This window comes from Saccharothrix sp. S26 (assembly GCF_021390395.1).
Classification (GTDB): domain Bacteria; phylum Actinomycetota; class Actinomycetes; order Mycobacteriales; family Pseudonocardiaceae; genus Actinosynnema.
The window spans coordinates 36,193-55,623 of sequence record NZ_JAJUWT010000008.1; the positions used below are offsets into that span (position 1 = coordinate 36,193).

The following is a 19,431-nucleotide window of genomic DNA, read 5'->3' on the forward strand; positions in this document are numbered from 1 at the left end:
CCTGTGCGGCCCTGGCCCGGAACTCCCTACCCGCTCGGTGCCACCTACGACGGCGTAGGCACCAACTTCACCCTCTTCTCGGAGGTCGCCGACTACGTCGAGCTGTGCCTGTTCGACGACGACGGCAACGAGACGCGCGTGCGGCTGCCGGAGGTGGACGGCTTCGTCCACCACGGCTACCTGCTCGGCATCGGCCCCGGCCAGAAGTACGGCTACCGCGTGCACGGGCCGCACGACCCGGCGCGCGGCCTGCGGTGCAACCCCCACAAGCTGCTGATCGACCCGTACGCCAAGGCGATCACCGGTGACGTCGACTGGGACGAGTCGCTGTTCGGCTACCGGTTCGGCCACCCCGACAAGCGCAACGACCTCGACTCGGCCGGGCACGTGCCGCTGTCGGTGGTGGTGAACCCGTTCTTCGACTGGGCGAACGACCGCCCGCCGAACGTCCCGTACAACGAGTCGGTCATCTACGAGGCCCACGTCCGGGGCCTGACCATGCAGCACCCCGAGGTGCCGGAACGGCTGCGCGGCACGTACGCGGGCCTGGCGCACCCGGTGGTGATCGACCACCTCAAGAGCCTCGGCGTCACGGCGCTCGAGCTGATGCCGGTGCACCACTTCATCACCGACCACGGGCTGCAGGAGAAGGGCCTCCGGAACTACTGGGGCTACAACACTATCGGGTTCTTCGCGCCGCACTCCGGTTACGCGGCGATGCCGGAGCAGGCCAACCAGGTCCAGGAGTTCAAGGGCATGGTGCGCGCCCTGCACGAGGCGGGCATCGAGGTCATCCTCGACGTGGTCTACAACCACACCGCCGAGGGCAACCACCTGGGACCCACGCTGTCCATGCGCGGCATCGACAACCAGGCGTACTACCGGCTGGTGGACGACGAGCCCAAGTTCTACATGGACTACACCGGCACCGGGAACTCGCTGAACGTGCGCAGCCCGCACACGTTGCAACTGATCATGGACTCGCTGCGGTACTGGGTGACCGAGATGAGGGTCGACGGGTTCCGGTTCGACCTGGCCGCCACCCTGGCCCGCGAGTTCTACGACGTGGACCGGCTGTCGACGTTCTTCGACCTCGTGCAGCAGGACCCGGTGGTCTCGCAGGTGAAGCTGATCGCCGAGCCGTGGGACGTGGGGCCGGGCGGCTACCAGGTGGGCAACTTCCCGCCGCTGTGGACCGAGTGGAACGGCAAGTACCGCGACACGGTGCGCGACTTCTGGCGCGGCGAGCCCGCCACGCTGGGCGAGTTCGCCTCCCGCTTCACCGGCTCGTCGGACCTGTACCAGGACGACGGCCGCCGCCCGTACGCGTCGATCAACTTCGTCACCGCGCACGACGGGTTCACGCTCACCGACCTCGTGTCGTACAACGACAAGCACAACGAGGCCAACGGCGAGGACGGCCGCGACGGCGCGGACGACAACCGGTCGTGGAACTGCGGCGTCGAGGGCCCGACCGACGACCCGGAGGTCAACGAGCTGCGGGCCAGGCAGCGGCGCAACCTGCTGGCCACGATGCTGCTGTCGCAGGGCGTGCCGATGCTGCTGCACGGCGACGAGCTGGGCCGCACGCAGGACGGCAACAACAACGCCTACTGCCAGGACAACGAGCTGTCCTGGGTGGACTGGAGGTTGGCCGAGAAGAACCGCGACCTGGTGGAGTTCACCTCGGCGCTGACCGCGTTCCGCAGGCAGCACCCCGTGCTGCGGCGGCGTCGGTTCTTCCAGGGCAAGCCGATCCGCAAGGGCGACGAGCTCCGCGACATCGCCTGGTTCACCCCAACGGGTGAAGAGATGACGGAGCAGAACTGGGGTGACGACTTCGGTCGCTGCGTCGTGGTGTTCCTCAACGGCGAAGGCATCCCCGACCTCGACGCGCGGGGGATGCGCGTGCTGGACGACTCGTTCCTGGTCGCGTTCAACGCCCACCACGAGGACATCGAGGTGACGTTGCCGGAGGAGGGCTACGGTCCGCAGTGGACGGTCGTGATCGACACCGCGACGGGCGAGGTGACGGCGCCCGAGCTGGGCGAGGTGGTCCCGGCGGGCGGCACGCTCACGCTGGTGGCGCGCTCGCTGGTCGTGCTGCAGCGGTTGGAGCAGGAGTGAGCGCCGCACCCGGTCCCGCCACCGGCTCGACCCCGGAATTGTCGGACCCCGCCGGTAAGATCGAGACAGGGGACCCCCAGGGGGGACCCCTGCGCGGCGAGCCCGTCGGTGGCCCGCCGGCGTCGACCTACCGCATCCAGTTCACGCCCGACTTCACGTTCGCCGAAGCCGAAGCGGTGGTCGACTACCTCGACGCGTTGGGCGTCGGCGCGCTGTACGCGTCACCGGTGCTCGAAGCGGTGCCCGGGTCGACCCACGGCTACGACGTGGTCGACCCGACCCGCGCCCGCGAGGAGCTGGGCGGCGAGTCCGGGCGGGTGGCGCTGCACAAGGCGCTCAAGCGGACCGGGCTCGGGTTCGTGCTCGACATCGTGCCCAACCACATGGCGGTCGGGCCCGACGACGTGAACAAGTGGTGGTGGGACGTGCTGCGGCACGGCCGGCAGTCGCGGTACGCGCAGTACTTCGACGTCGACTGGGACTCCGGGCCGCTGCTGCTGCCGTTCGCGGGCGACGAGGCGTCCGAGGAGGAGCACGAGCACTACCGGCTGGTGTTCTGGCGGCGCGGCAACACCGAGCTGAACTACCGGCGGTTCTTCGACATCACCACGCTGGCCGCCGTGCGCGTCGAGGACCCCGAGGTGTTCGACGCGACGCACGGCGAGGTGCTGCGCTGGGTCGCGGCGGGCGAGGTGACCGGCCTGCGGGTCGACCACCCCGACGGCCTGGCCGACCCCGGCGGCTACATGAAGCGGCTGCGCGAGCGCTCCGGCGTGTGGCTGGTGGTGGAGAAGATCCTCGGCACGGACGAGCGGCTGCCCGCGAGCTGGCCGGTCGACGGCACCACCGGCTACGACGCGCTGCGCGAGGTGTGCGGGCTGTTCGTGGACCCCGCGGGCGAAGCGGCGTTCACCGAGCTGGCGGGGGAACTGGGCGTGCCCACCGACTTCGCCGAGGTCGAGCGGGAGTGCCGCGAGCTGGTCACCAGGACGATCCTGCGCGCCGAGGTGCGCCGGATCGCGGCCCTGGTGCGCGACGCGGACCCCGCCGAAGCCGAACGGGCGGTCGCCGAGGTCATGGTGCACTTCCCCGTCTACCGCTCCTACCTGCCCGAAGGGCTCGACGCGTGGGCGGCGGCGGTGCGCGCGGCGACGTCGCCCGCGGTCGCGGCGCTGGACCGCCAGGTGCGCGCCGAACCGCAGGGCGAGCTGGCCACGCGCATCCAGCAGACGTCCGGCATGGTCGTCGCCAAGGGCACCGAGGACACCGCGTTCTACCGGTTCACCCGGTTCGTGGCGCTCAACGAGGTCGGCGGCGCGCCGGACCGGTTCGGGGTGTCGCCCGCCGAGTTCCACGGGCGCGCGGCGCAGCGCGAGGCGGCCGCGCCCGCGGCGATGACGGCCCTGTCGACCCACGACACGAAGCGGTCGGAGGACGTGCGGGCACGGCTCGCGGTGCTGGCGGAGCTGCCCCACGAGTTCGCCGAGGCGGTGCGCCGGTGGACCGCCGCGCACCCGATCGACGAGCCGTCGCTCAACGCGCTGGCGTGGCAGTCGCTGGTCGGCGCGTGGCCCATCACCGCCGACCGGATGCGCGCCTACCTGGACAAGGCCGCCAAGGAGTCGAAGGTCCGCACCACGTGGATCGACCACGACGAGGCGTTCGAAGCGGCCGTGGCGGCGTGGCCGGAGCAGGTGCTGACCGGTCCGGTGGCCGCCGAGGTGGCTTCGTTCGTGGACCGGATCGTGGCCCCGGGCTGGTCCAACGCGCTCGGGCAGAAGCTGGTGCAGCTCACCGCGCCCGGCGTGCCGGACGTCTACCAGGGCACCGAGCTGTGGGACCTGTCCCTGGTCGACCCGGACAACCGCCGACCGGTCGACTACGACGTGCGGCGACGGCTGCTCCAGCGCATCGAGGACGGCTGGCTGCCCGACGTGGACGACTCGGGCGCGGCCAAGCTGCTCGTCGTGCAGCGCGCGCTGCGGTTGCGCCGCGAGCACCCCGAGCTGTTCCGCGGCTACCGGCCGTTGGAGGCGTCCGGGCTGACCGCGCGGCACGTGGTCGCGTTCGAGCGGACCGGGCTGGTCGCGGTGGCGACCCGGCTCCCGGTGGGCCTGGCGAACGCGGGCGGCTGGGGCGACGCGGTGCTGCCGCTGCCACCGGGGGAGTGGGTCGACGTGCTGACCTCCCGGCCGGCCGCACCGCGGTTGGCGGACCTGCTGGACCGCTACCCGGTGGCGCTGCTGGTCGACCGCCGGCGGCTCGGACAAGCGGACTGACTGGGGAGATCTGTGAGTTTCTCGGTGTGGGCGCCGGCGCGCGAACGCGTCCGGGTGCGGGTCGACGGCCGTGACCACGAGATGACGGCCGGTGCCGGCGGGTGGTGGCACGCGGACGTCAGCGGGCTCGACTACGGGTTCCTGCTCGACGACTCCGACGACGTGCTGCCCGACCCTCGGTCGCGGTGGCAGCCGGACGGCGTGCACGGGCCGTCCCGCGTCTACGACCACTCGGCGTTCCGGTGGACCGACCAGGCGTGGACCGGGCGCGCCCTGCCCGGCGCGGTCCTCTACGAGCTGCACATCGGTACGTTCACGGCGGCGGGCACGTTCGACGGCGCGATCGAGCGGCTGGACCACCTGGTCGACCTCGGCGTCACGCACGTCGAGGTGCTGCCGGTGAACTCGTTCGACGGCACGGCGGGCTGGGGCTACGACGGCGTGCTGTGGGGTGCGGTGCACGAGCCGTACGGCGGGCCGGACGGGTTCAAGCGGTTCGTGGACGCCTGCCACGCGCGCGGGTTGGCCGTGCTGCTGGACGTGGTCTACAACCACCTCGGGCCCTCCGGCGCGTACCTCGACCGGTTCGGGCCGTACTTCGCGGGCAGCAACGACTGGGGACCGGGCCTCAACCTCGACGGCGAGGGCTCCGACGAGGTCCGCCGGTACGTGGTCGACAACGCGCTGGACTGGCTGCGGGACTTCCACGTGGACGGGTTGCGGCTCGACGCCGTGCACGCCCTCGTGGACCGCAGCGCGCTGCACGTGCTGGAACAACTGTCCGTCGAGGTGGAAGCGCTGTCGGCCGCCGTGCGCCGGCCGTTGACGTTGATCGCCGAGTCGGACCTCAACGACGCCAAGCTCGTGACCGCGCGTGAAGGCGGCGGCTACGGCCTGCACGCCCAGTGGGACGACGACCTGCACCACGCGCTGCATGTGGCGTTGAGCGGTGAGACGTTCGGCTACTACCCGGACTTCGAGGGCGCGCTGGGCCGGACGCTGCGCGAGGTGTTCTTCCACGCGGGCACCTGGTCGTCGTTCCGGGGCCGCAGCCACGGCCGCCCGGTGGACCGCGACCGGCTGCCCGGCCACCGGTTCCTGGCCTACCTGCAGAACCACGACCAGGTCGGCAACCGCGCCACCGGCGACCGGCTGTCGGCGACGGTGTCGTGGCGGCGGCAGGCGGTCGGGGCGGCGATCGTGCTGTGCTCCCCGTACACGCCGATGATCTTCATGGGCGAGGAGTGGGCGGCGAGCACGCCGTGGCAGTTCTTCGCGTCGTTCCCGGACCCGGAGCTGGCCGAGGCGGTGCGCACTGGTCGGCGGCGCGAGTTCGGCCGGCACGGGTGGGGCGAGTCGGAGGTGCCCGACCCGATCGACCCGGAGACCGTGCGGCGGTCGACGCTGCGCTGGGACGAGGTGTCCGCGCCCGGTCACTCCGAGCTGCTCGACCTGTACCGGGCGTTGATCGCGCTGCGCCGCACGCGCCCGGAGCTCGCGGACCCGCGGCTGGACCGGTTCGTGGTGCGCGAGGACGGTCCGGTGCTCGTGCTGCACCGGGGCTCGCTGAGGGTGGTGTGCAACCTCGGGGACGACACCGAGGTGCGGCTCGACGTCGAGGCGGGCGAGGTGCTGCTCGCGTCGGCGGAGGTGAAGGTGGACGGGCAGGCGGTGCACCTGCCCGCCGACTCCTTCGCGATCGTCGACCGCGCTGCGGTCACTCCCCCGGGTCGGGGGTGAGCCAACCCACCTCGGTGAGCTTCTCGGCCAACAGCCGACCGGCCAGCTCGACCTGGTCGGCGAGCTGTCTTCGCACTTCAGGCCGGTCGTCCCCGGAGAACTGCGCCGCGTCGTAGGCCGCGACGAGCCTGCGCGCCGCGTTCACCACCTCCACGCCCGGCCACTCGGCGAGCGGGAGCGGGCGGTCGTCCGGTTCGGGGGAGGTGTGGACGGCGCGCACGGCCTGCCGCGGCCCCAGCTCGGCGGAGAGGTCCAGCAGCTTCAGCGCTATCGTGTGCAGCTTCACGTTGTGGTGCTGTGACATCCGCACGAGCAGCTGGAAGCCCTCCTGGGGCGTGCAGCCCTGCACGGCGGATATCAGGCCGGTGGCCTGCCCGATCACGGTGCGCGTCTGCACCGCTTTGCGCAGTCCCACGATCTCGGCCTCAAGGCTGGCGATCCGCGCGGTCAGCGAATCGTGCCCGTTGTCCCCGACCACGGTCGGGCTCCTCTCTCGCACGTCGGTACCGGTCAGCCAGGCCAGCAGTGCGAGAGCGTGGGGGCACGCGGGTGCCAGCACCGGCAAGCCCACAGCTCTCGCTGACCCTGGTGCCCTTGCGGGTGCCGGGTGGCTTGCGGCTGGCTTTTCAACCGCGTAGACGATCACCGTAGTAGAGGATGGGCCCTGCGGTGCAACTGGAGGGGTTTCAGCGTGGCGGGAGGACGCAGAACTCGTTGCCCGCGGGGTCCGCGCACACCACCCACGGCAGGGCCGGGTCGGCGTCCACGACCCGCGCCCCCAGGCCGGTCAACCGCTCGACCTCCGCGTCCCGGTCGCCGTCGGGCACGAGGTCGAGGTGCAGCCGGTTCTTCCCCCGCTTCGGCTCGGTCACGGGTTGTAGCAGCAACGTCGGCCCGTCGCCCGCCAACTCGGTGTACTCCACCCCTTTCGGGTCCGTCCACCGACGTGCCACTTGGTGGCCGAGCGCCGCGCGCCAGAACTCCTCCAAGGCGCTGACCTGGCCGGATGGGCAGTCGACGGCGATGGCGAGGATGCGTGAGGTCATGCCGTGCTGGTTTCCCCGTTCGGGCGAGGGGTACCCGTCGGTAGCACAGCAGTCCCGACGAGAGGAACGGTCATGGGGACCGACGACAAGGTCAGCAACAAGGCCGAAGAGCTCAAGGGCAAGGCGAAGGCGGCCGTCGGCGACGCCACCGACAACGAGCAGTGGCAGGCCGAGGGGCGCACCGAGCAGGCCAAGGGCTCGCTGAAGCAGGCAGGGGAGAAGGTCAAGGACGCCTTCCGTGGCGACGACCACTAGTCGCACCGCCGGCGCCGCCGAGTTCGTGCCCGAGGGCGCGGACCTGGCGGCGCTGCGGCGTGCGGCCACCGGCTGCCGCGGCTGCGAGCTGTACAAGCCCGCGACCCAGGTCGTGTTCGGGTCGGGGCCGGAGACCGCCAGGCTGGTGCTCGTCGGCGAGCAGCCCGGCGACGTGGAGGACCGGCAGGGCGAGCCGTTCGTCGGACCCGCCGGCCGGCTGCTGGACAAGGCGCTGGACGAGGCCGACCTGGCCCGCGAGGGCGTCTACCTGACCAACGCGGTCAAGCACTTCAAGTTCGTGCCCGCCGAGCGCGGGAAGCGGCGCATCCACAAGACGCCGACGCGCGGCGAGGTCGTGGCCTGCCTGCCGTGGCTGCGGGCCGAGCTGGCGCGGGTGCGGCCCGACCTGGTCGTCTGCCTGGGCGCGACGGCCGCGAAGGCGGTGCTGGGCAGCTCGTTCAAGGTCAGCGAACGCCGAGGTCGGGTCGAGCGGGTCGAGGACCAGGACGTGATCGCGACCGTGCACCCGTCCGCGGTCCTGCGCGCCCCCGACCGCGACGAGGCGTACCGGGGCTTCGTCGCCGACCTGCGGGTCGTGCGCGCCCACCTGGGCTGACCTGCTCCGGAACGTGAAACGGCCCCCTGACCACTTCCCGCACCGGGGTGCGGGCCGAGCTGGACTGGGCTCGGGATCACGGGGGCCGGGTGGCTGCCTGGGATTCGCCCAGACCACCTGGGAAAGGTAGTCCTAGCGGACAGCCACCTCACGACGAGTCCTATAGCTATTCAACTTCGGACCACCTCCTTCCTCGTGTACTGCGAACCTATGCGAGCCTCCGCGACCCTCGCAACGTAAATTCCGGGATCGCGGCGAGCAGCGGTGCGGCTGACCGTCCCGTCGGGTTCGGCGCGGTGAGGTTGGTCACCGTCGGGCTTCAACGGTCATCGTGCCGAAATCGGAGTGCGGGGTCCGATTCCCGCCGGATCGGAATGCGCTGCGGCGGCAGGATCGTCGGCATGAACTTCGACGGCAAGGTCGCCCTGGTCACGGGCGGCAGCAGGGGTATCGGGGCGGCGATCGCGGTGCGGTTGGCGGAGCTGGGCGCGGACGTCGCGATCACCTACCGCACCAGCCCCGGCGACGTGGTGGACCGGGTGAAGGCGCTCGGGCGGCGGGTGGTGGCCGTGCGGGCGGACAGCGGTGACGCGGAGGCGGTGGTCGCGGCGGTCGAGGAGACCGCGGCGGTGCTGGGGCGGTTGGACGTGCTGGTGAACAACGCGGGCGAGTTCATCGTCGGGCCGGTGGAGGAGCTGGGGGTGGCGGAGTTCGACCGGACGTTCGACGTGAACGTGCGGGCGGCGTTCGTGGCGGTCAAGGCGGCGTTGCCGCACATGGGGCCGGGCGGTCGGGTGATCGGCATCGGCAGCAACGTGTCCGAGCGGGCGGTGTTCCCGGGGTTCTCGCTGTACGCGGCGTCCAAGGCGGCGTTGGCGGGGATGACCAAGGCGTTGGCGCGCGAGTTGGGGCCGCGCGGGATCACGGTGAACCTGGTGCACCCCGGTGCGACGGACACCGCCTCCAACCCGGCCGACGGCCCCGGTTCGGACGTCGTGCGCGGCTTCACGGCGGTGGGGCGTTACGCGGAGCCGGCGGAGATCGCGGCGGCGGTGGCGTTCCTGGCGTCCGATGAGGCCGGTTACGTGACCGGCGCGCAGTTGCACGCCGACGGCGGCTTCACCGCCTGACCTCCGCCGCGAGAGTCCTGCGTTCACGCCGCGAGAGTCCTACGTTCACGACACCCGAGTTCAACGCTCGGCACCGGCTGGGAGTGCGCTGAGCGTTGAACTCGGGGTGCGCGAACGCAGGACTCTCGCGTGCTGGAGGTAGGACTCTCGAGGATCAGCTCGCGTTCACGTCGATGCAGGCGTAGAACGCGTTGGCGGTGTCACTGATGTTCCAGATGGCGAGCACGGTCTGGCGGCCGGACGCACCCAGGTTCACGGTGTGCGACACGGTGGCCGGCGGCTGCTGGTTGTTGCCGCTGAAGTAGCCGACCCGCCTGCCGCCGACGTAGTACTCGTAGTTGGCGGTGGCGTGCCGCGCGGTGAACGTCCAGTTGAACGTCACCGTCTGGCCGGTGCTCGCCACCTTCCAGCCCTTGTTGTTGTCGTTCAGCTCGGCGAACCGGGCGACGCCGCCGTTGCAGCTGCGCAGGCCCTTGGGGCCTTCGACGCTCTGCGGCTCGTACTTGATGTCGCCGCACTGCACCAGACCGCGGGCGCACTGCGCCTGACGGCTGGCCGGTGACGAGACGTACCCGTGCGCGAACGCCGGTGCCGAGGGCAGGGCGACCGATACGAGTGGCGCGGCGAGCACACCGGCCGCCACCGCGGCGATCCTTCGGCGGAGTGACATGGGGACTCCTCTGATCGGATGGGCGGAAACGCTTGTGGCGAACGCCAACCCGAGTGCGCTGGGTGGAGCGTTCACCCAAACGCGGCGGCAGGTCTAGACCATACTCTCTGTGACTGTCCCGTGACAAGCGTCAACCTCGACCGGCCCCCGGTACTGACCGGTCCGCGCGAAGGTGGCGGAGGCCGGGTGTACATGGCGGGGCGGTGGCGGAGTCCGGGTCTAGTCGGCGGGGGTTGGTGCGAGCGGGCCGGTGCTCTGCCGGGAAGATGCCTCGGTGCGGAACCTGGATCTCGTGCCCGGCGGCGCCGGCCCGGCGTCCGACGAGCGGTACGACGTCGCGTTCACCGACGAGGAGGGCGAGCAGCGCCTGCCGTTGACCAAGGCGTGGCAGATCCCGTTCGAGTCCTGCCTGCCCGTGCGCGCGACGTCGTGGTCATCGCCTCCCAGCCGTTCTGGCTGTTCGGGACCACAGCCGTAGGCAAGCCCCGCTCCCACGCCCCGGACTGCTTCGCCCGTCCCGCCGACGGCTCGGCGCGGGTGCTCGACGTCCGCCCCGCCCACCGGATCAAGCCACGTGACCAGGTCGCGTTCGACGCCACCCGCGCGGCCTGCGCACTGATGGGCTCGGACTACGAGGTGGTCGGCGCACCGCCGGGCACGATGCTGGGCACAGTCGCCGGCTGGCCGGCTACCGACACCCGCGCCACGGCCTGGCCGACGTCGCGCCGCGTTACGCGCGGCGTTCAGTCGGCCTCGCGGGCCGATGGACGGAGCCGAGGCCACCGGCGATCCGATCGCGGTGCTGCCGGTGCTGTTCCACCTGCTCTGGCGCCAGGATCTCCACACCGATCTGACCCGGCCGCTGACCCCGGACACCATGGTCACCAGCTCGGCCACGGCGGTGAGCGGGTGAGCGCGAGGTCAGTACGGCAGTACGTAGGCGTGGCTCATGTCGGAGTCGTGCGTGGTTGTCGAGCCCTGGGAGTCGGTGAGGCTGGCAGTGCCATGGATTCCGGCGGTCTGGCCGCTCAACCACTCGACCTTGACGTAGGCGTTGAACCGGGGGATGCAACCCGGCGCCGTGCTCACGGTGAAGTCCGCTTTGTTGAGTGGCACGTATTTGTGGTGCACCCAGTACGGCACGTTGTGCGTGACCTGGATGCTGCTGTCGGTCTTGCAGAGTGTGCCGTCCGACTTCCACTGGTTGATGAACAGCGTGAACTTCACCTGGGTCGACCCGTACTTGTCACACGGGTCGTCCGGGCCGTCCGGATGGCAGACCTTCAGGTTGACGTCGCCGACGACGTTGAGGCCCTGCACAGTCGAGGGAAGGTCGAAGTAGCCGAGGTTGGGCAGCCACAATGTGCCGCCGTTGAGGGCGTGCACCCCTGCGCTCACGCTGGACTGCACCGGTTGCCCGTCGGCGGCGTTGACAACCGAGGTGTCGGCGAACGTGAGGTACCCGCTGACCAGCCGGTAGGTGGCGGCACTGGTCGTGCTGAGCGAGTTACCCCGCACGTTCGCGGTGCAGGTGACCCTGCCGGCGACGCCGGGGTGTACGAGGAAACGGGTGTAGAGCGTCACGTCCTGATACGGGGAGCCCGAGTTCAGGTCGTACACGTTCTGCCCGATCACCATGTTCTTGCTCCACCCGCCCGGCCCCTGGCAGACGACCTCGTTGTCGAAGAGGCTGCGGATGGTGGCGTCGTTGACCCGCATCTTCGACACGACGTATGCGGTCTGCGTGGCGGTCATGTCCAGCCAGATGGTGCCCACGGGAGTGACGCTGTGCACGACAGGCCGGACCTGCTTGGGCACCGAGATCGTTTGCGGGGTGAAGGTGGCGAAAGTCTCCGCCTGCGCGGGCGTGGCGGCAAGCATGCTGGCGGTCAGGGCGAGTACCGCCGTCGCGGCCAGGGAGCGGACGTTCAAGTCGACCTCCTCATCGGCGCTGGCTGACGAGATCATGGCCTAGGCTGTAATCGAATAACAGTAGCCGCAGTACTGCCGTCGTCCACCTGCGTCGCGGTGGAAAGCCGGCTCGCCGGGGATCACCGAGCAGGACGACGGCGGAAGCTGAGCCGGATCGTCCGGATGCACCCCTCTCGCCGCGACTCAAGCGCCGACCGGTGAACGGACCCGGCCGACCCGAACGCATCGGTCGTCGTCGAATCCGCCAACCGGGTCCGGACAACCCGATCGATCGCGGTCCGGACCTACGCGGCGGACTGCTGTTCACCGGACTGGGCGTCCGCCATCTGTGAGCGGAACGGACAGGTACTTTGACCAGGTGACCTCCGCACCCCGGTCGCCGACCGCCCGCGAGGTCGCGACGATCGCCCTGGGTCGCGATCCCGGCCCGCTGGAGCCGGTCCGCAGCCTCTCGCACCGCGTCTTCGTCGGCGCAGACGTCGTGGTGAAGCTGACCGACCACCACACGCGGCTGGACCGGGAGGTCGCCCTGTTGCCGCAACTGCCCGACGGCATCACCGCCCCGCTGCTGGCCGGCGGCCGGCGAGACGGCGTGCGCTACGCCTGCTACCAACGCGTTCCTGGTGCCTCGCCCGGTATCCACCTGCCCCACGCCGATGCCGCCACGGCGCGGACGCTCGCCGTGCAGGCCGTCGAGCGCCTCGACCGGCTGCACGCCTGGCAGCCCGGCCCCAGCGCCGCCGAGATCCTGCGCCGGCCGTCCACCCACGGCGGCTTCACCAGCCGGGAGGCGCTGCGCGAGGAGATAGACCGGCTGCGCGCAGCCGATCGTGACGGCCTCGTTTCACGCCGGGTCATCACCGGCCTGACCGCGATCGCCGACCACGCGCCCGAGCGCGCCGGCACCGACGTCCCCGTGCACGGCGACTGCTACTGGGACAACTGGCTCGCCGATGGCGACACCATCACCGCCCTGCTGGACTTCGAGTGGGCCCGGTTCGGCGAGCCGACCGACGACTGGTTCTTCCTGATCCGGTTCAGCGGCCCGCACACGGGAATCGTGCTCGACGTGGTCGCCTCGGCGACCGGGATCCCCGCGGACGTGCTCCGGGCCGACTGCGAGGTCCGCGAGGCCGGCCACGTGGTCACCGACGTCCGCCTCGGCCTGGAGAACGACCCGGCGGCCGGCGTCGGCACGATCGGCGACCTCGAGCAACTGGTCATCGGCCGCTTCTGGTGGCGCGACACTTGGGCGTAGCGCATCACTCCATGCTCGCGGGCAGTCGGGGGAACGGGCCGCGGCGGATGTAGCGCCACTGCGAGACGAACGTGATGAGGGTCGGTACGAGGCTCAGCGAAGCCAAGTGCAGCCACGCCGTCCAGTCGTCGCGCAGGAGCACCCCGCCGACGATCGCGCAGACCAGGAACACCCCACCTGTCACCAGCCCACGCCAGGTCAACCGCTTGAGCACGCGCATCCGCTCGCGCTGCTCGTCGTCCATCTCGCGCTTGCCCACGCCCCGACTTTCCCACATCAACCGGCACGGTGGTTCGAGCTGCGCGGTTTTGGACGAGCGGCCCAGTCGGCTCACGGCCTCGATCAGGGGTTCGGCTCGGGTTCGAGCTTCGGCGACGTCTCGGGCCACGACTCCGGCGCGGGGCCGAACGCACGCCGGGCGGCCCGGACGGCCAGGGCGGCGACGGTGGCGTTGGCGCCGCCGCCGATCACCGCACCGATGCCGAACGGGACGACCCGGCCGAGCACGATGATCCCCTGCCTGGTGCCGTACCTGGTGACGAAGTTCCTGCCCAGGGCGCTGTTGATCTGGCGCAGCGTCGCCGCGGGCACTTTGCCGACGAGTTGGCGGCCCCAGTGCCGGCCGGTGCGCTCGGCGACCTTGCCGATGGTCGAGGAGCCGGACGGGCCCAGCAGGACACCCATGACCAGTGTGTGGCGTCGTTCGATCTCGTCGAGCTGGACCCCGTGGACCTCCGCGACCGAGAGCACGAAAAGGGTGCTCAACTCCAGTGAGGAGAACGCCTCGCCCGCCGAGAGCGCCAGCGCGATCCCGGTGCCGACGGCGGGCGCGGCGGCAGCGCCCCCGACTGCGGCCCCCGTGCCCGCCAGGGCGCTCACGTACATCCGCTCCAACGCGCGGATGACCTCGGCCGGTGTCGCGTCCGGGTTGCGGTGACGGGCCCGGGCGATGTTCTTGCGGACCAGCGGTGTCTGCAAGCGGATGGCCTTGTCCAGCAGATCGAGGATCGGCTGGCCCCGTCCGCTCGACGCCGAGACCGGTCCTTCGAGGGCGTCAGAGGTCACGCCGAGCTCCCTTGAGTCGTCACGTCGGCGGCCAGTCTCCCACCCGACCCACTCCTTGCGGTTCGACATCAGGGACAGACCCCGGGAGATGGCCATGTCCGGCAGCCGCGATCGAGAACGGGCGGTGGTCGAGGGGTCAGGGGTTGATCAGCGGGTGGAAGGGGGCGTGGACGTCGGCGTCGGACGGGGTGACGTGGACCTGGGACGGTGGGCCAAGGTCGACGCCGGTGAAGCTGGTGTAGCTCAGGATCGGTGGGCAGCTCGTGCCGCCGATCTCCAGCCTCGTGTCGTGCACGACCTGACCCGTGCGCAGTTCGTATACGCGGACCGGGATCGCGATCTTGTGGAACGTCACGTACCGCACCCCGCCCAGCGGTGACTTGGACTCGTACGGGCACGTCTGGACGGCCGCGCCGAGTTCGGTCTCGCCGGCGCAGATGATCAGGACGGCGTCGGCGGCGTCGCCGGCGATCCACTCGCGGGGCAGTTTCTGAGCGTAGGTGGTGTTGCCGTAGATCAAGGCGCGGTTGGGGTTCTGGGCGCGGTAGGCGGGTGCGCCGCTGTACGGGGCGGGGCGGCTGCAGTAGGCGGGTTGCGCGTCGCCGTAGGTGGGCGCGAGCAGGCTGCGGACGTTGGCCAGTTCCAGCGCCCGGGTCGCCTGCTGGACACCCTCGGTCGCCTTGCCGGCGAGTTCGTGGCCCGGGTACTGGTCGAGCAGTTGCTGGTACACCTCACGTGCCGGCTGCCAGTCCTCGGCCGCCGCGCGGTTGGCGCCGCACGCCACGAGCGCCGCGGGGGCGGTGCGGGGGACGACGTCGGCCGCGCGGTCCAGCACGTGGCCGGTCGGCTCGCGCTCGCCGAGCCAGTCGGTGACCGCCACGGTCCGGCACGGGTCGTCCAGGGGCAGGCCCGCCAGGAAGCCGTCCAACGCCCGTTCCACCATCCGCTCGTGGCCGGGCACCTCCGTGAGCACGTCGGCGAGGCGTCCGAAGCCGGCTTCCAACGCCGTGACGTCACCGGTCAACGCGGCGTCGAGGTCGGCCTCGGCCACCCGCAGCCGTGCGCATGCCTCGGCGGTGACCTCACCGCGGACGGTCAGCGGCGCGTCGACCACGTGGTGGACGGCCCCCAACTCGTCCAGCGCGGTCACCGCCCGCCCGCAGTCGCCCTCACCGCGGGCCTCGGTGACGTCGCCCTCGATCCGTGCCGCGTCGAACCGGAAGAAGCCGACGACCAGCAGCACCGGCACCGTGATGGCGAGGGCGACCAGCCGTTGCCGCCGCACGCCCTCCCGTGGGGACCGTCGTGCCAGGAACCAGCCGTGCGCGACCACCGCGGCCCACCACCCGAGCACCGCGACCTCCATCCACACGGTCCGCACGGCGGAGGCGAGGACGGTCAGGAGCACGACCGTGACGAAGGCGGCCGCGATGCCCAGCTTCCTGCGGCCGAGCACGAAGTAGCCGACGCCGAGCAGGGAGGCGTTGCCGATCGCGACCGCCGGCGGGTCACCGGGGCGTGGCGCGGGCCGGGGCGGCAGGTCGGGGTGGAACTCGGGCGGGGCGGGCATGGGTGGCGGCGGCAGGTCCATCGTCGGTCTCCCCCGGGAAGCAGGCCAGTGCCGTTCACATGGTCGGCTGCCCGAGGGGGCGCGCACGGCCGGCGGCAGGTAGCTGCCACGCACCCGGCGAACAAGAGCCTTCAGCGTCCGCCGGCCCGGAACACCCGCTCGACGTGGGCGCGCAGCTCGTCGGAGCCGAGCACGGTCGTCAGCGGCGACGTGGCGATCGCGGTGGACCGCTCGTCCGCGCTCTCGGCGATGGCGTCCGCGGTGCGCCCGCTGCCGCGCAGCACCACCAGCGGCCGTTCGCGGACCAGGCTGTGCTCGGCGTCGTCGAACGTGATCAGGCCGCCGTTGACCAGCACGGTCAGCGACGGTTGCGGGCCCGCCACCACGTCGGCCACGTCGGCCAGCCACGGCGACTCGTCACCCCACGTGCCGCCGGGCACGAGCACCAGGTGGGTGTGGTTCGGCTCGAACTCGTCCAGGTCGACCGCGACCTCGGCGGCCACCCCGACCAGCGGGAACGCCCCACCGGCCGCCGCCCGCGCCCGACCCACCGCCCGCATCACGCCGACGTCCGTGCCACCGTCCACCACCACCGCGCCGCACGCGTCCAGCAACGGCACGAGGTCGACCAGCACCGGCACCAGCGCGTCGAGGTCGTCGCCCGCCATCCCGCCCGCGCCGCCGACCAGCACCAGCACCGGCCGCCCGACCGGCAACCCGGCCGCACCCAACTCGGCCTTCGCCGTGACCCGCACCCTGTCCACGATGGGCGACCGTACCCGCGCACGCCCGGTGCCACCGCGTTCCCGCACGTCGTCGCCCCTGGCCGGCTCGACCGCGGGCTGTGCCGGGAATCAGCGGACCGGTCCTGGCCGACCCGTCGAGTGGAACGCGTGGCGCAGGTAGCCGCACGAGGTACGCACTGCCCGGTGTCGCGGCGGTGGCCGTGCGACCCGGGCGGACGTGGCCCTCGACCTGGCGCAGAGCACCGCCGAGCACGCCACGACGGCGTGGCCGGGTGGCAAGCGCTACAGCTCCAGCCCGGTCAGCACCAGGACCCGCTGCTCGGTCAGGTCCTCCATCGCCGCGCGCACCCCTTCCCGGCCGGTGCCCGACTCCTTCACGCCGCCGTAGGGCATCTGGTCGGCGCGGAAGCTCGGGACGTCGCCCACGATCACGCCGCCCACGGCCAGCCGCTTGGCCGCGCGGAACGCCACGCGCACGTCGTGGGTGAACAGGCCCGCCTGCAAGCCGAACCGCGAGGTGTTCACCCGGTCGAACGCCTCGTCCACCGACGGCACCCGGTCGAGCACCACCACCGGTCCGAACACCTCCTCGTCGACCACCTTGCACGCCGCGGGCACGTCGGCCAGCACCGTCGGCTCGTAGGCCGCGCCCGAGCGCCGGCCGCCGGTCAGCACGCGGGCGCCCGCCGCCACGGCCTCGTCCACCCACGCCTCGACCCGTCGCGCGGCGGCCTCGTTGATCAGCGGGCCGACGTCGGTGGCCGGGTCGGTCGGGTCGCCGGTGCCGAGCTTGCGCACGTGCGCCACCACCGCTTCGGCCAACGCCGGGTACACGTCCTCGTGCGCGTACACGCGTTGCACCGAGATGCACGACTGGCCGCCCTGGTACATCGAGAACGTGGCGATCCGCTGGGCGGCCCAGTCCAGGTCCGCCCAGTCCGGGCAGACGACGGCCGCCGCGTTGCCGCCCAGCTCCAGCACGACGTGCTTGCGCGGCACGCGGTCCAGGATCGAGTAGCCGACCGGGCCGGAGCCGGTGAACGACACCACCGGCAGCCGGGGGTCCTCGGCGAGCGCGCCCGCGACCTCGTTGGGCACCGGCAGCACCGACCACGACCCGGCGGGCAGGTCGGTCTCCGCCAGCAGCTCGCCCAGCAGCAGCGCGACCAGCGGCGTCGCCGGCGCGGGCTTGACCACGATCGGCGCGCCCACCGCCAACGCGGGCGCGACCTTGTGCGCCACCAGGTTCAGCGGGAAGTTGAACGGCGCGATGCCCAGCACGGGGCCGCGCGGCGCGCGCCGCACCAGGGCCAGCCGGCCGTCGGCCGCCGGGTCGGTGTCCAGCCGCTGCAACTCGCCGGAGAACCGACGGGCCTCCTCGGCGGCCCAGCGGAACGTCGAGGTCGCGCGCGTGACCTCGATCCGGGCCCACTTCAGCGGCTTGCCCGACTCGGCGGTGATCAGCGCGGCCACCTCGTCGGCGCGCTCGGCGAGCCGCCGCGACACGTGGTCCAGCGCCGCCGACCTGGCGTGCGCGGGCAGGGCGGCGAACTCGTCGGCCACCGCGTGCGCGGCGGCCACGGCCCGTTCCACGTCGGTCGTGGTCGCGTTCGACGTCACGCCGGCGAGCGCGCCGTCGTGCGGGGTGCGGATCTCGACCAGGTCCTCGCTCGTCGCGGGCTGTCCCGCGACCCAGTACGGCGTCGTCACCGAATGGCTCCTTCAAGCACGTCCAGGCCCTCGGCCAGCAGCTCGTCCGGGATGACGAGAGGTGGCAGCAGGCGGATCACGTTCCCACGGGTACCGCAGGTCAGCACGACCACCCCGGCCTCGTGGCAGGCGGCCGCGACCCGGCCCGCCACCTCGGCGGAGGTCAGCTCCACGGCCAGCATCGCGCCGCGCCCGCGCACCTCGACCACGTCGTCCGAGGGCAGGGCCCGCAGGCGGGGCAGCACGGTCGCCTCGATGCGCCGGGCGGCGGCGTTGAGGTCCAGCTCGCGCATGGTGTCGATCGCGGCCGAGGCGGCGGCGCACGCGACCGGGTTGCCGCCGTACGTGCCGCCGAGCCCGCCCGCGTGCACGGCGTCCATCACGTCGGCGCGCCCGGTGACGGCGGCCAGCGGCAGGCCGCCCGCGATGCCCTTCGCCGTGGTCACCAGGTCCGGGACCACCCCCTCGTGCGCGCAGGCGAACCAGTCGCCCGTGCGGCAGAAGCCGGTCTGGACCTCGTCGGCGACCAGCAGCACGCCGTGCGACCGGCACCAGTCGGCCAGCGCGGTGAGGAACCCCGGGGCGGGCACGATGAAGCCGCCCTCGCCCTGGATCGGCTCGACCACGACGCAGGCGATCTCAGCCGGCCGGTCGACGGCGGCGACCGCGCGCCGCGCCGCTTCCGCGCCGGTCAGGCCGTCGTGCAGCGGGTACGAGCCGGGGATGCGGTGCACGTCGGGCGTGAACGGGCCGAAGCCGTGCTTGTACGGCACCTCCTTGACGGTCAACGCCATGGTGAGGTTCGTGCGGCCGTGGTAGGCGTGGTCGAGCGCCACGACACCCGGCCGCCCGGTGGCGCGCCGGGCGATCTTGACCGCGTTCTCCACCGCCTCCGCGCCGGAGTTGAGCAGCACCGAGCGCTTCTCGTGCCCACCCGGCGTGAGTTCTGCCAGCCGCTCGCACACGTCCAGGTAGCCCTCGTACGGCGTGACCATGAAGCACGTGTGGCTGAACCGGTCGACCTGCTCGTGCACGGCCCGGGCGACGCGCGGCGCGGGGTTGCCCACGCCGGTCACCGCGATGCCGGAGCCCAGGTCGATCAGCCGGTTGCCGTCGACGTCGACCAGCAGCCCCGGCTCGGCGTGGTCGACGTACACCGGGAGCACCGTGCCGACGCCCGCCGCCACCGCGGCCTCGCGCCGCCGCGCCAGCTCGCGGGAGCGCGGTCCGGGGATCTCCGTGCGCAGTCGGGCCATGGGTCCAGCATCGACCGGCGGCGCGTCGGGC

Annotated in this window: 19 protein-coding genes; 9 read left to right on the forward strand and 10 right to left on the reverse strand. The window is 72.1% G+C overall.

All coding sequences use genetic code 11. The features are described 5' to 3' along the window. Positions 1 to 3 precede the first annotated feature (3 nt). The 3 genes from glgX (at position 4) to treZ (ending at position 6,146) form a co-directional block, all read left to right on the forward strand. A complete protein-coding gene (gene glgX, locus LZG04_RS14320) occupies positions 4 to 2,127 on the forward strand; it encodes a glycogen debranching protein GlgX (RefSeq protein WP_233817026.1) in 2,124 nt (707 codons plus the stop codon). A gap of 89 nt (positions 2,128 to 2,216) precedes the next feature. Next, positions 2,217 to 4,406, forward strand: a complete 2,190-nt coding sequence (gene treY / locus LZG04_RS14325; protein WP_233817565.1) for a malto-oligosyltrehalose synthase — start codon at positions 2,217 to 2,219, stop codon at positions 4,404 to 4,406. Between the two features lie 12 nt (positions 4,407 to 4,418). Further along, complete coding sequence (gene treZ, locus LZG04_RS14330) at positions 4,419 to 6,146, forward strand: malto-oligosyltrehalose trehalohydrolase (protein ID WP_233817028.1); 1,728 nt, start codon at positions 4,419 to 4,421, stop codon at positions 6,144 to 6,146. Here the strand turns inward: treZ and LZG04_RS14335 are convergent. After that, a complete protein-coding gene (locus LZG04_RS14335) occupies positions 6,124 to 6,624 on the reverse strand; it encodes an ANTAR domain-containing protein (protein ID WP_233817030.1) in 501 nt (166 codons plus the stop codon). The genes treZ and LZG04_RS14335 overlap by 23 nt on opposite strands. A gap of 208 nt (positions 6,625 to 6,832) precedes the next feature. Further along, positions 6,833 to 7,192: a VOC family protein gene (locus LZG04_RS14340; RefSeq protein ID WP_233817032.1), complete on the reverse strand. Its 360-nt coding sequence runs from the start codon at positions 7,190 to 7,192 to the stop codon at positions 6,833 to 6,835. Positions 7,193 to 7,264: 72 nt separating this feature from the next. Here LZG04_RS14340 and LZG04_RS14345 point away from each other — a divergent pair, with 72 nt between their 5' ends. From LZG04_RS14345 to LZG04_RS14355, 3 genes are all read left to right on the forward strand, one after another. Beyond that, entirely contained in the window at positions 7,265 to 7,447 is a 183-nt protein-coding gene (locus LZG04_RS14345; protein WP_233817034.1) for a CsbD family protein, read from the forward strand. Then, on the forward strand, positions 7,431 to 8,063 hold the full coding sequence (locus LZG04_RS14350) for a UdgX family uracil-DNA binding protein (protein WP_233817036.1): 633 nt from the start codon (positions 7,431 to 7,433) through the stop codon (positions 8,061 to 8,063). The genes LZG04_RS14345 and LZG04_RS14350 overlap by 17 nt, the downstream gene beginning before the upstream one ends. Before the next feature lie 401 nt (positions 8,064 to 8,464). Then, the gene (locus LZG04_RS14355) at positions 8,465 to 9,193 is read left to right on the forward strand and encodes an SDR family NAD(P)-dependent oxidoreductase (RefSeq protein WP_233817038.1); all 729 of its coding nucleotides are present in this window, start codon (positions 8,465 to 8,467) and stop codon (positions 9,191 to 9,193) included. A gap of 154 nt (positions 9,194 to 9,347) precedes the next feature. On the opposite strand, the gene LZG04_RS14360 is transcribed toward LZG04_RS14355, so the two are convergent. Next, positions 9,348 to 9,863, reverse strand: coding sequence for a lytic polysaccharide monooxygenase auxiliary activity family 9 protein (locus LZG04_RS14360; protein ID WP_233817040.1), 516 nt, complete (start codon positions 9,861 to 9,863; stop codon positions 9,348 to 9,350). 274 nt (positions 9,864 to 10,137) lie between these two features. Between LZG04_RS14360 and LZG04_RS14365 the strand changes: the two genes are divergently transcribed. Next, a complete protein-coding gene (locus LZG04_RS14365) occupies positions 10,138 to 10,341 on the forward strand; it encodes a hypothetical protein (RefSeq protein WP_233817042.1) in 204 nt (67 codons plus the stop codon). A 285-nt stretch (positions 10,342 to 10,626) separates the two neighbouring features. Further along, entirely contained in the window at positions 10,627 to 10,776 is a 150-nt protein-coding gene (locus tag LZG04_RS14370; protein WP_233817044.1) for a hypothetical protein, read from the forward strand. A gap of 8 nt (positions 10,777 to 10,784) precedes the next feature. Here LZG04_RS14370 and LZG04_RS14375 read toward each other — a convergent pair whose 3' ends face one another. Then, complete coding sequence (locus LZG04_RS14375) at positions 10,785 to 11,831, reverse strand: hypothetical protein (RefSeq protein ID WP_233817046.1); 1,047 nt, start codon at positions 11,829 to 11,831, stop codon at positions 10,785 to 10,787. 322 nt (positions 11,832 to 12,153) lie between these two features. On the opposite strand from LZG04_RS14375, the gene LZG04_RS14380 reads away from it, so the two are divergent. Next, positions 12,154 to 13,053: a phosphotransferase gene (locus tag LZG04_RS14380; protein WP_233817047.1), complete on the forward strand. Its 900-nt coding sequence runs from the start codon at positions 12,154 to 12,156 to the stop codon at positions 13,051 to 13,053. Between the two features lie 4 nt (positions 13,054 to 13,057). Here the strand turns inward: LZG04_RS14380 and LZG04_RS14385 are convergent, their stop codons facing one another. The 6 genes from LZG04_RS14385 to gabT all read right to left on the reverse strand — a co-directional run bounded on the left by LZG04_RS14385 (position 13,058) and on the right by gabT (position 19,400). Further along, positions 13,058 to 13,330 (reverse strand): hypothetical protein, encoded by a 273-nt coding sequence (locus LZG04_RS14385; protein WP_233817049.1) that lies wholly within the window; start codon positions 13,328 to 13,330, stop codon positions 13,058 to 13,060. Between the two features lie 65 nt (positions 13,331 to 13,395). Then, on the reverse strand, positions 13,396 to 14,118 hold the full coding sequence (locus LZG04_RS14390; RefSeq protein WP_233817051.1) for a hypothetical protein: 723 nt from the start codon (positions 14,116 to 14,118) through the stop codon (positions 13,396 to 13,398). Between the two features lie 136 nt (positions 14,119 to 14,254). Further along, on the reverse strand, positions 14,255 to 15,709 hold the full coding sequence (locus LZG04_RS14395) for a hypothetical protein (RefSeq protein ID WP_233817053.1): 1,455 nt from the start codon (positions 15,707 to 15,709) through the stop codon (positions 14,255 to 14,257). A gap of 110 nt (positions 15,710 to 15,819) precedes the next feature. Next, entirely contained in the window at positions 15,820 to 16,452 is a 633-nt protein-coding gene (locus tag LZG04_RS14400; protein WP_233817055.1) for a hypothetical protein, read from the reverse strand. Between the two features lie 264 nt (positions 16,453 to 16,716). Continuing rightward, positions 16,717 to 18,144 (reverse strand): aldehyde dehydrogenase family protein, encoded by a 1,428-nt coding sequence (locus tag LZG04_RS14405; protein ID WP_233817057.1) that lies wholly within the window; start codon positions 18,142 to 18,144, stop codon positions 16,717 to 16,719. Continuing rightward, complete coding sequence (gene gabT / locus LZG04_RS14410) at positions 18,141 to 19,400, reverse strand: 4-aminobutyrate--2-oxoglutarate transaminase (protein WP_233817059.1); 1,260 nt, start codon at positions 19,398 to 19,400, stop codon at positions 18,141 to 18,143. Before gabT ends, LZG04_RS14405 begins: the two co-directional genes overlap by 4 nt. Positions 19,401 to 19,431: the final 31 nt, after the last annotated feature.